This window comes from Ruegeria sp. YKSD163 (assembly GCF_059612905.1).
The window spans coordinates 120,368-135,207 of record NZ_JBXWRM010000010.1 but is presented as its reverse complement, the minus strand read 5'-3'; the positions used below and the strand labels follow the sequence as shown (position 1 = coordinate 135,207).

Annotated in this window: 12 protein-coding genes; 2 read left to right on the top strand and 10 right to left on the bottom strand. The window is 64.2% G+C overall.

The window, feature by feature from the left end; genetic code table 11:
• Positions 1-40 precede the first annotated feature (40 nt).
• Entirely contained in the window at positions 41-1,453 is a 1,413-nt protein-coding gene (locus AC2FNA_RS14590) for an MFS transporter (protein ID WP_496827711.1), read from the bottom strand.
• Positions 1,454-1,701: 248 nt separating this feature from the next.
• Here AC2FNA_RS14590 and AC2FNA_RS14585 point away from each other — a divergent pair, with 248 nt between their 5' ends.
• Positions 1,702-2,412: a helix-turn-helix domain-containing protein gene (locus tag AC2FNA_RS14585; RefSeq protein WP_496827709.1), complete on the top strand. Its 711-nt coding sequence runs from the start codon at positions 1,702-1,704 to the stop codon at positions 2,410-2,412.
• 33 nt (positions 2,413-2,445) lie between these two features.
• Here the strand turns inward: AC2FNA_RS14585 and AC2FNA_RS14580 are convergent, their stop codons facing one another.
• From AC2FNA_RS14580 to AC2FNA_RS14555, 6 genes are all read right to left on the bottom strand, one after another.
• On the bottom strand, positions 2,446-3,876 hold the full coding sequence (locus tag AC2FNA_RS14580; RefSeq protein WP_496827707.1) for a C69 family dipeptidase: 1,431 nt from the start codon (positions 3,874-3,876) through the stop codon (positions 2,446-2,448).
• Positions 3,877-4,041: 165 nt separating this feature from the next.
• A complete protein-coding gene (locus tag AC2FNA_RS14575; protein WP_496827705.1) occupies positions 4,042-5,025 on the bottom strand; it encodes an ABC transporter ATP-binding protein in 984 nt (327 codons plus the stop codon).
• Complete coding sequence (locus AC2FNA_RS14570) at positions 5,022-5,993, bottom strand: ABC transporter ATP-binding protein (RefSeq protein WP_496827703.1); 972 nt, start codon at positions 5,991-5,993, stop codon at positions 5,022-5,024. The genes AC2FNA_RS14575 and AC2FNA_RS14570 overlap by 4 nt, the downstream gene beginning before the upstream one ends.
• Entirely contained in the window at positions 5,993-6,871 is an 879-nt protein-coding gene (locus AC2FNA_RS14565; protein ID WP_496827701.1) for an ABC transporter permease, read from the bottom strand. The genes AC2FNA_RS14570 and AC2FNA_RS14565 overlap by 1 nt, the downstream gene beginning before the upstream one ends.
• A 10-nt stretch (positions 6,872-6,881) precedes the next feature.
• Complete coding sequence (locus tag AC2FNA_RS14560) at positions 6,882-7,826, bottom strand: ABC transporter permease (RefSeq protein WP_496827699.1); 945 nt, start codon at positions 7,824-7,826, stop codon at positions 6,882-6,884.
• Positions 7,827-7,900: 74 nt separating this feature from the next.
• Positions 7,901-9,469, bottom strand: a complete 1,569-nt coding sequence (locus AC2FNA_RS14555; protein WP_496827697.1) for an ABC transporter substrate-binding protein — start codon at positions 9,467-9,469, stop codon at positions 7,901-7,903.
• Between the two features lie 176 nt (positions 9,470-9,645).
• Here AC2FNA_RS14555 and AC2FNA_RS14550 point away from each other — a divergent pair, with 176 nt between their 5' ends.
• On the top strand, positions 9,646-10,464 hold the full coding sequence (locus AC2FNA_RS14550; RefSeq protein WP_496827695.1) for a helix-turn-helix domain-containing protein: 819 nt from the start codon (positions 9,646-9,648) through the stop codon (positions 10,462-10,464).
• Between the two features lie 36 nt (positions 10,465-10,500).
• Here the strand turns inward: AC2FNA_RS14550 and AC2FNA_RS14545 are convergent, their stop codons facing one another.
• From AC2FNA_RS14545 to AC2FNA_RS14535, 3 genes are read right to left on the bottom strand one after another with little or no spacing between them, the layout of a single operon-like run.
• On the bottom strand, positions 10,501-12,930 hold the full coding sequence (locus AC2FNA_RS14545; protein WP_496827693.1) for a GcvT family protein: 2,430 nt from the start codon (positions 12,928-12,930) through the stop codon (positions 10,501-10,503).
• Between the two features lie 42 nt (positions 12,931-12,972).
• A complete protein-coding gene (locus tag AC2FNA_RS14540; RefSeq protein ID WP_496827691.1) occupies positions 12,973-13,755 on the bottom strand; it encodes a maleate cis-trans isomerase family protein in 783 nt (260 codons plus the stop codon).
• 2 nt (positions 13,756-13,757) lie between these two features.
• A complete protein-coding gene (locus AC2FNA_RS14535; protein WP_496827689.1) occupies positions 13,758-14,645 on the bottom strand; it encodes a phytanoyl-CoA dioxygenase family protein in 888 nt (295 codons plus the stop codon).
• Between the last annotated feature and the right edge of the window lie 195 nt (positions 14,646-14,840).

The window sequence follows — 14,840 nt, the reverse complement described above, 5'->3', positions numbered from 1 at the left end:
CTGTGTTTGGCCGCCCGCACCCCGTGCGGGCGGCGCTGTTTCATTGGGCCGGCTGGACGCCGCCGTTCTTGCGTGCAATCGCGGCAAGACCCTCTTCGAGCTCCGCATTGGCCTTTTCGGCGCGGCGGCGCAGGTTCTCGATATTGGCGGCGGCGAAATTGGCGCGCTCTTCATCTTCCTGCCTGGTCGAGAAGCGGACGAAGAAGGCCAGGAACGAGGCGCAGCTCACCACGATGCCGAGGATCAGGAAGGCTTCGGACCAGTCCACCATGTTCTTGAACAGGAAGCCCGCCAGAACCGCACCGGCATTGCCGCCCGCGCCCACCACACCGGCCACCGCGCCCAGCGCCTTCTTGTTGACGAAGGGGACCACGGAATAGGTCGCGCCCTCGGCCATCTGCGTGAACAGCGAGAAGACGATCAACGCCGGAAGGGCCAGGAACAGGACCTGCATCTGGCTGAAGATCATCAGCGCGATGCCTTCGAACAGGATGCAGACGAACAGCCAGAAGGCCCGGCCCTTGAGGCCCCAGAGCGATCCGAAGTTGTCGCCGAACAGGCCGCCCAGCGTACGGGCAAAGATGTTCATCAGGCCGAACGAGGCGGCGACGAAACCGGCGGTCACAAGGCTCAGGTCGAAATAGTCGAAGAAATAGAGCGCGGCGACGTTATTGACCGTCAGCTCGATCCCGAAACAGGCCCCATAGATGACGAACAGCACCCAGACACGCGGGTCCTTCAGCGCCTGCATGTAGTTGCCGGTGACATTCTTCTTCTCTTCCATCCGGCCCTGCGCGCGCAGGTCGTCGAAATTGCCGTCGGGCGCGTCCTGGGTCAGGAAGTAATAAGCGATCCCCACGAGGAAGATGATGACACCCACCACGACCATGGCCAGCCGCCAGCCCATCGCCTCGGAAAAGCCGAAGCCCACGACGAAGACCGAGAACAGCAGCGGCATGACAAACTGCGTGACACCGCCACCCAGGTTGCCCCAGCCCGCCGAGGTCGCATTGGCCTGCCCCACCACGTTCGGGGCGAACATCACCGTCGTATGGTATTGCGTGATGACAAAAGCCGCCCCGATGCCGCCGATCATGACCCGGAACAGCAGGAAGGATTCAAAGTTCCAGCTGAGCCCGATCCCCATCACCGGAAAGGCGCCAAGCAGCAGCAGCCAGGTATAGGCCTTGCGCGGCCCGATGCGGTCACAGAGCCAGCCGATGAAGAACCGGGCAAACACCGTGATCGCGACCGAACCAATGATCGCCCAACCGATCTGGTCCTTGGTCAGTTGCAGTTCGTCGCGCACCACGCTCATCAGCGGCGCGATGCCGAACCATGCGAAGAAGCAGGAAAAGAATGCGAACCACGTCATGTGGAACGTTCTGATCTGCACCATCTTCACGTTGAAGAAATTCGACCACAGCGCTGTGGCCTTGTTCTGTAGCTCCATCGGCTGTCCCTCCAGTCTCTGACAGTCTGCGCATGGCGGACTGCTTTGGCTGGGGGCAGAGGGCGCCTCTTTGTGGTCAGATTGCTTGATTCAGATCAAGTGTTCCAAAAAATGCTGCAAAATAAATGGCTTGAAGAAATTTGTCATGCTACGACATACGAGGTATCAAGGGGTAAGGGGACGTGGATCAATCAAATGATTGATTCTTATCAATCGAGATATTGATATTTATCAAGAGGTGGATGCAGATGCGCCTAGGTATGCCCGAGTCGGATTACCCGGACATCCGGGGACTTCACCTGTTCGAGGACATGTCGGATGAGCATTTCCTGTCGCTCATGCGCGGCGCCTATGTGCAGAATTTCCCGCCTCAGATCGAATTGATCACCGAGGGCGAGCCCAGCGATTTCCTGCATATCGTGCTGTCCGGCTCGGTCGATCTGTTTTCGGGCTGGAACAACCGCGAGAGCAGCCTGGCGACGGTGCGACCGATCTCGACCTTCATCCTTGCGGCCACGGTGCGGGACGCCCCCTACCTGATGTCGGCGCGCACACTGGAAAAAAGCCGGATCGCCCTGATCCCCAGCCAGGATGTGCGTAACGTCTTTGACACCGATCCCGCGTTTGCCCGCGCCATCGTCCGGGAACTGGCCCAGGCCTATCGTCGCAAGGTCAAGACGATGAAGGATCTCAAGCTCAGATCCTCGCTGGAACGGCTGGCCAATTACCTGTTGCGTCAGCAAGGCCGCTGCGACGGGGCGACCCAATTCGACCTCCCCTTCGAAAAATGGCGTTTGGCCTCGCTTCTGGGCATGACCCCCGAGAACCTGAGCCGGTCATTCAAGAGCCTTCAGCCCTATGGCGTGCTGGTCGAGGGCAACCGGATCACCATCACCGATCAGGCGCAGCTCGAACGCTTTGCCAGACCCAGCCCGCTGATCGACGACGACAGGACCTGAGCGGCGGGGATGGCGGCAGGCGCCGCCGTGCCGCTACCAGATCTGTTTGAAGGTCGCCGGCGTGCCGGGCTGAGCTGCCCGGGGCAAGCCCGAGGCCTGCACGGACAGGCCCGCCGCAAGATCGCGCACTAGCGCCAGCGCCGCGGTCAGTTGGCCGTTGGAAAAGGCCGACAGGACCGCGATCGCCTCGGCCCGATGACCGGCGTCGAGCGCGGCCCCGGCCACACGCAAATGCGCCTGAGTCAACTCGGACAGCCGCGCCTCGCGCCGGTCAAAGGCCTGATGCACCGGCGCAAGCGCGGCCTCGCCCAGCAACTGCATCAGATACATCAGGCGCTTGCAGTCCTGAAAGGCGCCCACGCTGGTCTCGTTGAACTGCGGCACCAGCGACACGGTATCGTGGCCGCCGCTGACCGCCTTGCGCAAATCCAGGAACCGGTGCGACTCGCCGGTGGTCAGATAGCGGTGCGGCCCGTATTCCGGCGGGATCTCCTCCTGCCCCAGAAAGACCGGAGAGAACGGTGCCGACAGTGCCCCGCAGGCCGCATGCCACATGCAGGTCAGCGCCGGGTCCGCGACGCGCCGCAGTGGCACGACCTGGCCATACCCCGCCGTGTCGCCGGTCAGCTTCTCGGTGCGCACGGCCCAGATCATGTCCTCCAGACCGATCTTGCCGGGCCGGGCGGCGCGGGCCTGCATCTCATCCTCGATCCAGCGGATCCCGTCCCAGCGCCCCTTGCCGTCGCCATAGACCGCGTTGGCGTCGAAGGGCCCGGCCTCGTACCAGCCGCGTTCACGTGCAAAGCTGACGAAATTCGGCGACCACAGGAAATCGGGGTGACCGGGTTCGTCCACCGGTACCTCGAGCACATAGCCGGGGCGCGAGGCACGGATGCTGTCGGGGCCAAGCCGTTCGGCCACCCACAGCCCCTGCCCGCCGGCGAACTGGATCATCACCCAGGCCTCGTCCGCATCGGCGAAGATATGGGAATTGCCGCCATAGGTCGCCTCGCCATGGTCCGCGATCAACGCGGCGCAGAGCGTGACCGCGTCCCGCGCACTGGTGGCGCGCTCCAGTACGGTGCGGGCCAGGTCGCTATAGGTGAAGCCGGCCTGATCATTGGGGGTCATGTCCCGCAGTTCCTGCCGCGAGGTAGACCAGACGTCGCGCACCGCCACACCGGCGGCATTCACACCGCCATTGGTGATCGGCGCGGGCACGCCCAGATAATAGGAATAGCTGACCCGCATGTGTGCTTGCGTCCGGGGCACCTGTGGCACCGTGATCCTGCGGCCCGGCATGTCGGCTTCGGGGCCGACGCCCACTTCGATGGTGGCGCCCTCGGGGTGCTCCGCCGCTGCCACGATCTCGAGCCAGTGGGACGAAGGTTCATCTCCGTATCCCGCCAGCCAGGCATGGCCGGTCCGGCTGTGGGACTTACCGACATAGATTGCATAGCTCATGCGTGATGGTCTCCGGTTGCGGCAGCGCTGCGGCGGGAACGCCGGATCTGCCGCCAGGTTTCGCGCGCCGCGCTGGCCCCGCTCGTTTCGGAACCGCCCGACCGGTTGTCGCTCAGATTGGCCGGGGCGGCAAGGCTGTGCCCCCGCCCGCAGAGGGGATGGCAGTCATCCGGGACCCGTCTGCTGTGCCCATGCACCGGGGAAATGACAGCGATGAGCCGCGCTTGCGCCCTCCTGCCAGGCCGGGACCTCGGTCGCGCAGCGCGATTGGACAAAGGGACAGCGGGTATGGAACTCGCACCCGGCGGGCCGCCGCAGGATACTGGGCGGCTCTCCCAGCAACGCGATGCGCATCAGCTGCGCATCGGGATCGGGTTCGGGATTCGCGGCCAGCAGCGCCAGCGTATAGGGGTGCTGCGGCGCCGAGAACACCGCCTCGGTCTCGCCCTCCTCGACCAGCTTGCCCAGATACATGATGCCTACCCTGTCGGTGATGTGGCGGACCACGTTCAGGTTGTGGGTGATGATCATGATCGCCAGGCCCAACTCGTCCTGAAGCCGGGCCAGCAGGTTCAGCATCTCGCCCTGGATCGACACATCGAGCCCTGCCGTCGGTTCATCCGCGATCAGCAGTTTCGGGTTCAGCGCCAGCGCCCGCGCCACGCCCACCCGCCGCGCCTGACCGCCGGAAATCTGATAGGGATAGCGCGCCGCGAATTCCGGCGGCAGGCCGACCATGGCCAACAGACGCCTTGCCTCGGCATCCAGATCACGATCCGTCATGCCCTGAATACGGAACGGCTCGGTAATCAGCGACTTGATCGACAGGCGCGGAGACAGCGAGCCGATCGGGTCCTGGAACATCATCACGATCTCGCGGCGCAGCTTGCGGAACTGCGCCTCGGGCAGGTCGCGCAGCTCTTGCCCGCGATAAAGGATCGAGCCCCCCGAGGCGTGGTGCAGCCCCGCCACGGCGCGCGCCAGCGTGGTCTTGCCCGAACCGCTTTCGCCGACGATGCCATAGGTGCGGCCCTCTTCGATCTTCAGACTGACGCCCGAGACCGCCTCGATACTGCCAGCGCTGCGGAAGAGGCCTCCGCGCAGGCCGAACCGGACCACGACGTCGTTGAGTTCCAGAAGCGCATTCATGCGGTCACCCCCGCCCCGACAAGATGACAGGCCGCCCGATGCCCGCCCGTGACATCCGCCATCGCGGGCCGCGCCGCACAGGCAGCGTGTCGCTGCGAACAGCGCTCGGCAAAGATGCAACCGCCAGGCAATTGCACCAGATCGGGGATGGTGCCCGGAATCGTCGGCAGGTTGCGGGTCTTGATCTTGATATGGCCGGGGTCGCATTCCAGCAAAGCGCGGGTATAGGGATGGGCCGGCTGGTGAAACACATCGCGCACCGATCCGGTCTCGACCACCTCGCCCGCATACATCACCACCACCTCGTCACAAAGCTCGGCGATCACGCCGAGGTGGTGCGAGATGAACAGCACGCCGCAACCGATCTCGTCCTGCAAGTCCCGCAGCCGCTCGATGATCTGCACCTCCAGCGTGGCGTCCAGCGCGGTGGTCGGCTCGTCCGCAATCAGAAGCGACGGCTTGGCCATCAGCGCCATCGCGATGGCGATACGCTGACGCATTCCGCCGGAAAATTCGAACGGGTACTGGTTCAGCCGCGCCTGCGCGTCCGGGATACCCACGAGCGCCAGCATCTCGGCGGCGCGCTTACGCTTGTCCGCCTTCGACAGGCGGTCGCGATACTGGATATCCATCATCTGACGCCCGACGGTCAGCACCGGGTTATGGGTCTGCATCGGATCCTGAAACACCATCGAGATCTCGGTGCCGCGCAGCGCACGCATCTGCGCTTCGGTCTCGGCCAGCAGGTCACGCCCCTGAAACCGCACCTCGCCCGTGCCGACCCGCGCGTTGGGTGCCATCAGCCGGATGATCGCGGAAATGAGCGTGGACTTGCCGCAGCCGGACTCTCCGACGATGCCGACGATCTTGCCCTCGGGCACGGTCATCGAAACGTCCCTCAGCGCCTTCAACTCGCCGCGCGGGGTCGCATAGCCGACCGACAGGTTGCGAATATCGAGAACAGCCATCACTTACCCCCCTTGCCGCGCAGTTTCGGATCGACCACGTCCCGCAGCGCCTCGCCCAGAAAGGTAAAGCCGATGGTGGTCAGGATCAGCGGAATGCCCCCCGCGATGATCAGCCAGGGTGTGTTGCGGATCAGGTTATAGCCGTCATTGAGCAGCGAGCCCCAGGACGGCGTCGGCGGTTTCACTCCCATGCCCAGAAAGGAGAGGCCCGCCTCCAGCCCAACCACCGTCGGGATATCCATCGCCGCAAGTACCGCCAGCGGCCCCAGCACGTTGGGCAGGATATGCACCGCCATGATCCGGGGCGTCGAGGCACCCAGCGATTTCTCGGCGGTGATGAATTCGGCTTCTTTCAGCGACTGGGTCAGGGTGCGCACCACCCGCCCATAGGTGGGGATCGAGGTCACCATGATCACAACGATCACCGTGTTCAGGCTTGGCCCCACCAGCGCCACCACCGCCAGCGCGAACATCACGGTCGGAAACGACCGGATGGTGTCGAACAAGAGCACGATCAGGTTGTCGAGCCATTTCGGTCCATAGCCCGCGATCATCCCCAGCAGCAGGCCGAAGAAAATCGCCCCGCCAATGGTCGGCAGTGCCACCTGCAAGGCCACGCGCCCGCCCCAGATCACCCGGGAAAACGTGTCGCGCCCCAACTGGTCGGTGCCCATCAGATGCGCCGCGCTCGGCCCCTGCAACCGGTCCGGCACATTGAGCGCAATCGGGTCATAGGGTGCGATCCAGGGTGCAAAGATGGCCGAAGCGAGGATCAGCACCACGATCACCAGCCCGGTCAGCCCCAGCGGGTCGCGCACAAGGTGGTAGAGGATTTCACCCAGTTCGGACCGGGGCTTTGGCATCGTTGTATCGGTCATGTCCCTGCCCTCATTTCCCGGCCCGGATCCGCGGATCCAGAATGGCGTTGACGATGTCGGCCAGCGTGGTCGAGGCGACAAAGATCAGGGTGGAAAACAGGACCGAGCCCATCACCACAGGGTAGTTGCGGGTGGTGATACTGTCGATCACCAGCTTGCCCAGGCCGGGGCGCGAGAACACGATCTCGGTAAACACCGCCGCCGACAGCAAAAACCCCATGCCGACCCCGATCACCGTGACCGTGGGCAGGATGGCCAGCCGCAGCGCATAGCCGAACACGATCCGCCGCTCGGGCAGGCCAAAGGCGCGCGCGGTGCGGATATGGCCTTCGCCCATCACCTCCAGCATCGAGGCCCGCACCAGGCGTGCGATATAGCCCACCCAGCTGAGGCCGATGGCCAGGCTCGGCAACACCAGATGGTGCAGCTGATCGCCCCAATCCCCCGCATCCCCGGCCCCGATGGCCGGGAACCATTGCAGTTTCACCGCGAAGATCAGCAGGGAATAGAGCGCCACCACAAAAGCAGGCACCGCGATCACCGAAACCGACAGGATACCGGTCAGCCGGTCGCCCAGCGAATTGCGGTTCACCGCCGAATAACAGCCAAGCGCGATCCCCAGAACCGCGGACCAGCCGATCGAGAACAGGATCAAAGTCAGCGTAAAAGGTACCTGCCCCAGCACGATCTCTGTGACGGGCCGGTTGGAAAACACATCCATCCCCAGATCGCCGCGCAGCATGTTGGCAAAGAACAGACCGATCTGGACGATCAGCGGCCGGTCCAGCCCCATCCGTGCCTCAAGTGCCTCCCACATCTCGGGCGTGGCGCGCGGCCCCAGCATGGTGGACACCGGATCGCCGGGGATCATGTGCACGATCAGGAACAGCGAGGACACGGCCAGAACCGTGATCACCGCCGCCAGCCCGATCCGTTTGAAGATGAAGGACAGCATTGGGTACCCCGTCTTTCAGGGAAAAGAAGGGGGCACAGCTCTGCCTGCGCCCCCAACGGCCTCAGGGAGAGGTCTCAGGCCGTGCCGAAATAGCGGTACAGAGGCAGCCCATCGGGACGCAGCGCCGGGGTGACAGTGTCGCGATGGATCACCGGCGTCGCCTCGTGGGTCAGGAACTTGTAGGCGCCGCTTTCCTCCATCAGGTCCTGTGCGCGGGCATACATCGCCGCGCGCGCGGCCGGGTCGCCCTCGGACTGCGCCGCCAGATGCAGCTTGTCGAACTCTTCCGACCGGAACCGCTCCCAGTTCCACACGCCCGCCTGCTCGGTAATGAACCAAGAGGTTGCGTAGTATGGGTCCGGTGTCATCGAATAACGGTTCAGCACCAGTTCCAGATCCTCGTTCGACCCCAGCTCCCAGAAGGTCGCGCCCTCGTGCAGACGGATTTCCAGCGTTACGCCGATGGCCGCCAGATTGGCCTGGATGATCTGCGCCGCCGTCACGTTTGCCGATTTGTTCAGCACGTCGATGGCCAGCGAAACCCCGGCCTCGCCGGACTCGGCCATCAGCGCCTGCGCCTTGTCCAGATCCGCCGCCACACCGGTCAGCGGCGCGTCGCGATGTCCGGCCAGGCCCGGCGCGATGATCCCGGTCGACGGTTCCGCCGCTCCGAAATAGGCTGCCGCCATGATCGTCGGCACGTCAATCGCATGCTGGATCGCCTGCCGCAGTTTCAGATTGCCCAGCTTCGGATTGTCCAGATTCATCCCCACCCAGACATAGTAGAGCGACGGGAATTCCTCCAGCGTCGCCCCCGCGATCGGGTTCGACTTCAGCCGCTCGACACTGTCCAGGCTGACGCGGGTAAAGTCGATCTCGCCCGCCTCGAACGCGATCTCGGCGGCCTTCTCATCGTCGATGTGGTAGATCTGGATCTCGTCGAACGCGGCCGGGTCGCCCTTCCAGTCGGGGTTGCGGCGAAGGGTAGTTTTCTGCTTCGGCTCCCAGCCCGCATGCAGATAGGGGCCCGAGGTCGCCACTGGCTGGGTGTCGATCTTGCCGCCGACGCTGTCAAACGCGGCCTTGGACACGATATTGCCCGCGATATACGGCAGCGTGATCGACCACAGCGGCTGGAACGCGTTCTTCAGCACGATGGTGCCGGTCCGCTCGCCCGTCACCTCGACATGGCTGAGCGGCCCCCAGTCGGGCTTGTTGGTCGATTCCAGTGTATCGTCGATGATCCGCTCGAACGAGAACTTGACGTCCTCGGCGGTCATCGCGCCGAACCCGCCGGTGAACCCGATATCGTCGCGCAGGGCAAAGTTGATATGGGTGTCGTCTGCCTGCTCGATCATCGCGGCGGCGTCCAGTTGCCAGCCCCATTCCCGGCCCGGCTTGTACTGGATCAGCTTGTTGTAGATCGCGGCGTGGATCTCCTCGTCCACCACGCCCTGGCTAAATGCCGGGTCCATCGAACGGATATCGGCATAGGTGCGGGTTCTGAGCACCCCGCCCGATGCATGCGCCGGACGCGCCGGCAACAGCCCCGCCGCCGCCAGACCGCCCAGCGCGCTTGCCCCTTTCAGAAAGGACCGGCGGGGCAACCCGACACGTGTCCAGGAAATGTTGGCTCCGTTCATCTCTTGTCTCCCTGTCAAGATATCGCGCCGGTTCTGCGGCGGAGTCGGAGCGATTGAGACGCCAAGCCGGAATTTCGCGCAATTGAGCGGGCAGACGCGATCTGACGCGACTTTATGCTGTTCAGCATACAAATCGCTCAATAAACTGGCCTAAAACCCGAAGGGAGTTCGCGGGAATGGAGACCGACAGCTTTGCGACCAATCTCAGACTGTTGTGCTCGACCGAATCTTCGGTTTCCGAGCTTTGCCGCCGGATCGGGGTGAATCGCCAGCAATTCAGTAAATACCTAAGCGGCGCGGCGCGGCCATCGCCCGCCAACATGCGCAAGATCGCCGTGCATTTCGGGGTCAGACAGGCAGAGTTCCTGCTGCCGACCGAGGAATTTGAGGCGCATCCGTCAGTCGCTGGCAAGCTGGCCGGCCCGCAGATGCAGCGTCCGGACGGGGGCGGCTTCTTTTCCGCCTTTCGCGGTCAGACCCTGCCGCTGCGCCGGTATCTGGGCTATTACCTCAGCTATTTCCTGACCCAGACCTGGGAAAACTCGATCGTCTGCGCACTTGTGTGTCTGGACGAACACGAGGGGCTGGTGCGCAGCCGCTCGCTGGAACGTTCGATCGACCCCGACGACGGCAGCCTGTACCTGTCGAAATATGACGGGCGCGTGGCGATGCTGGGCAATCGCATCTTCGTGATGGAATATCAACGGTTAGCGCGGGATGCCCTGGTCGAAACGGTGCTCCATCCCGTCGGGCGGGGGCAGCTGCAATATCTGCGCGGCACGACATTCGGAATCAGCAGCCGGCAGAGACTGCCCTTCACCTCTCCGGTGGTGTGGCGCTATCTGAACGATTTCACCTCGTTGCGCGACGCAATGCGCCAGGTCGGGCGATATGACATCAACTCGGCCAAACTCGACCAGCGTGCCCGGTCGATCCTGCTGGGGGCCCGCGAGGCAAATGCCGAGGGGTTTGTGATGCCGGGGCGGCCCGGATAGCCGCACAACCGACAGCCCGCCCCGAGGGTGGCGCGCTTACCCCGACCCCATCAGCGGCCTCAAGCTTAGCGTCGCCGGTATCCGGCGCCCTTCGACCAGAACCGAACAGGCCCGCTGTTCGAGATCGCGGCGCCCGCCGCCCTCGGGCGGCGAGACCATGGCCAACCCGATGGCGGTGCCGGTCTGGGCACTGAAGGCGGCACTGGTGACAAACCCCGCAACGGTATCGCCCATCAGGACCGGCTCGTTGTGGTGCAGCAGCGCGTCGCCCTCGGCCAGCCGGACCGAACAGAGGAACGGACCCGCGCCCCCGGCCTTGCGCTCAAGACAGGCATCGCGCCCGACAAAGGGGACCGCCTTGTCCGGTTTGCAGACAAAGCCCAGCCCGACCTGATGCGGCGCCTCGGTATAGGCCATATCATGGCCCCAATGGACAAAACCCGCCTCGATCCGCAGCGCGTTCAGGGCCTCGCCCCCCACCAGACGCAAGCCAAGGGGGGTGCCGGCCTCCATCAGCGTCTCGAACACATGTTCGGAGAAATCGGGGGTAACGAAGATCTCCCAGCCCAGATCGCCGGTATAGGACAGCCGCTGGGCAAAGACCGGGGCATGGCCGATGTGGAAATGGGCAAGACTGTTGAACGGGAAAGCCGCGTCCGACAGGTCGGCATCCGCAACAGTGGTCAGAATCTCGCGCGATTTCGGACCGCAGAGCGAGAGCACCCCAAAGGACGGGGTGACATCGCGCAGGCGCACATCCTCACCCGGCTGGATCAGTCCGCGCAGGTGGTCGCGGTCGCGCCGGGTATGCGAGATCGCGCTCATCACCATGAAACTGTCGGGACCATGGCGGGCAACGGTCACGTCGCTTTCGATGCCGCCGCGCGCGTTCAGCATCAGCGTATAGGCCACCCGCCCCACCGGCAGGGACATGTCGTTGGTGCAGGCGCGTTGCAGAAACGTCTCGGCGTCGCGCCCCTCGACCATCAGCTTGCCCAGCATGGAATAGTCGATAAGGCCCGCCGCGCCGCGCACCGCGCGCTGTTCGGCCTGTGCATGGTCGAACCAGCCGGGGCGAAAGAAGGAATGGTGATAGATCGGCGCGACGCCAGCGGGGGCGAACCAGCCCGGACGCTCCCAGCCCTGCACCTCGGCATAGGCGGCGCCTTGGGCCTTCATCACGTGGTAAAAGGGCGTGCGTCGCAGGCCCCGCGCGGATTGCCGCTGCCGTCCGGGCCAGTGCATCGCATAGGTCAGCACCAGCGTTTCCGGGCAGCGTTCCCGCAGATAAGGGTCGCGCGCCTGCCAGTCCTCGATCCGGGCCGGGTCCATCTCGGACAGGTCCATGGTGGGATGGCCCGCCATGATCCAGTCGGCCACCGCCCGGCCCGCGCCCGACCCTGACTGGATGCCGGTCGAGTTGACCCCGGCCAGCACGAAATACCCCTTCAGATCGGGGGCTTCGCCCAGGGTGAAGCGGCCATCATGGGAATAGCTTTCAGGGCCGTTGAAGAAGGTGCGAATACCCGTCTCTTGCAGGATGGGCACCCGGTTCATGGCAAGTTCCAGCACCTCCATCACGTTATCCTCGACGAAGGGGAGACTGTCGAACTCGAAACTCTCGGGGATGCCGCCGGTGGCCCAGGGTTTGGCCTGGAAATGCGCGAAACCAAACAGCAGCTTGCCTGCGTCCTCTTTCCAATAGGTGCCGTCGCAGTAAGAGCGCAGCACTGGCAGGTCGGCAGGCAGGTCAGGGATCGGCTCGGTGACCAGATAATAGTGCTCGCAGGCATGGAGCGGCACGCCGACACCGTTCTGGCGGCCCAGATCACGCGCCCACATGCCGCCACAGTTGACCACGAAATCGGCGGTGATGGTGCCGTGATCCGTGCGCACGCCGGTCACGCGGCCATTGGCGGTCAGCACCTCCTCGACCTTCACATTCTCGCGGATCGTGGCGCCGTATTTGCGCGCGCCACGCGCCAGAGCCTGGGTCAGGTCGACCGGGTTGGCCGACCCGTCCGAAGGCATGTGGATGCCGCCCAGCACGCCATCGGAGTTCATCAACGGCCAGCGCTCGGCGATCTCTGCCGTCTGCATGTAATGCGCCTCTACCCCGAAAAGGCGCGCGAAATCGGCCTTTCGCTTCAGCTCGGCCATGCGCTCGTCATTCAGCGCGATGGATATCGAACCCGATTGGCGGAAACCGGGGTTCTGTCCGGTTTCCGCCTCGATCTCTTGCAACAATTCAACGCCATAGCTGGCAAAGGCGGTGGTGGCATGGCTGCCCTGCAATTGCCCGACCAGCCCCGCCGCGTGCCAGGTGGTGCCGCTGGTCAGGGTCTTGCGTTCCAGCAGCACGACATCGCTCCAACCGTTCTTGGCCAGGTGATAGGCCACCGAGCAGCCCATGATGCCGCCGCCGATGATGACAACGCGGGCCTTGTCGGGAAGCGGAGTGGTCATTTGCTTGATCCTGTCTTGAATTCGGGGATTGGGTGCGGTGGGTCAGCCGGTCGCGAACAGGCGACCGGCGCCCTCTGGCGCGCCGTCAAGCCCCGCCAGCCGCATCAGGTGCCAGGCCAGAACCTGGTTCGAGGCGATCACCGGTTTGCCAATCCGCGCCTCGGCCTCGGCGATCACGTCGAGAGCGCGCAGGCTGGTGCAGGAGACGAACACACCCTCCACCTCGTCACGCGCGCCGATGGTCGCGACGGCATCAAGAATGCTCTGCGCCGAGATCCGGGCCACGGTGAAATCGTCGGACTGGTTGAACGAGGCAACCGCCACGGTTTCGAACCCCGAGGCGCGCAGATTGGCCTGCATTTCCAGCGTCACCTCGGGCGGATAGGGCGTCAGCAGCGCGATCCGGCTCAGGCCCAGCGCAGAGAGCGCCGCCTTGCAGGCGGTGAGCGGGTTCGAGGTGCCGGCGCCGGGATGTACCGCGCGGATCATCTCGTCCACGCGGGCCTCGCCGATCATCGTGGCGCCCGAAGTACAGGCATAGCCGATGGCGTCAAATCCAAACGAGGCAGGCAACAGCTCGGCCGTGCGCGGCAGATCGACCTGCATCTGGCGCAGGGTCTCGGGCGAGACCTCCATCGCGTTGGGAATGCGGGCATGATAGAGCGCAACGCCCTCCCCCCCGAACAGGTGGGCGAACTCGTGCTCGATGGTCTGATCGGTCTGCAACACGATCAGACCGATCCGGGCCCGCTGGCCAAGCCCGGCATCGGTTTCGAACGCAAGCGTTTCAATGACCGTCGGGGGGGAGGACGCTGCGTTTTGCATGGCTACATCATCGCCCCGGCGCCGGCACCATCCGACCCCTCTTGTTGCGCAAAGAAGGACGTCCCCTTGGGCACCGCCGGAAGCTCCATCTGATAGGCGGTGCAGCGCACCCGACCCGAGGCCTCGCCGCGCACCAGTTCATGGGTGAACCGGCTGGGCAGGTGGTTGGGGCTCAGCTCGATCGCGTCCTCGGCGTAATAGGTAGTGATGTAGAGCGTGCGCGGCTGGTCCGACAGGTTCGGCGCCGAGCCATGCAGCAGGCTGGCATGCATCAGGCAGACCGACCCCGCCTTGCCGGTGCATTTGACGATCCTGTCACGCTGGGCCTCGACGATCTCGTCATCCACCGCGCCGGTGAACACACCGTTGTGCCAATGGGAATGGATCGGCCCCTTGTGGCTGCCCGGGATCACCTCGAGCGGGCCGTTTTCCAGCGTCACGTCGTCGATGAACAGAAGGCAGGTGATCATGTCATCATTGGTCATCGGCTCGAACGGGAAATCCTGGTGCCATTTCACCTGGGTCGCCGATCCGGGCAGTTTCGAGTTCACCTTGCCATGATGAAAGCGCACGCCGGGTCCGATCAGCTCGGCGCAGTAATCCACCGTGCGCGCCTTGCGCATGGTGTCGGCGTAGACCTCCGAGACCTCTTCGGGCGACTGGATGCGGCGCAGGGCGGGCTTGTCGGCGCTGTGGCCCGGTTGCAGGTCGAACCGCGCGCGACCGTCCAGCGTTTCGCCATAATCATCGGCATGGGCGCGGCTTTCCTCGACCCAACCCGCAAACTCGGCCCTGAGCGCGGCCAGTTCACCGGGCGAAACGGCATCTTCGACAACCAGTACGCCGTCGCGCCAGAACGCGTCCTTCTGTTCCTGTGACAACAGTCCCATCCACTTTCCTCCCTTGTTGGCCCGACCGCGCCGGGGTTGATCTTGTCGGCAATATTTCGGTGCCAGGTGTCCGAAGGCCTGACCCGGGACGCATCCAGTTCCCGTTCAATCGGCCCTACTTGGTATATACCAGATTAATGTGATGTAACGGCGAGTCTGCCTGCTCAGTCAAGTGAAAAAATTTTCCTTGCTCGA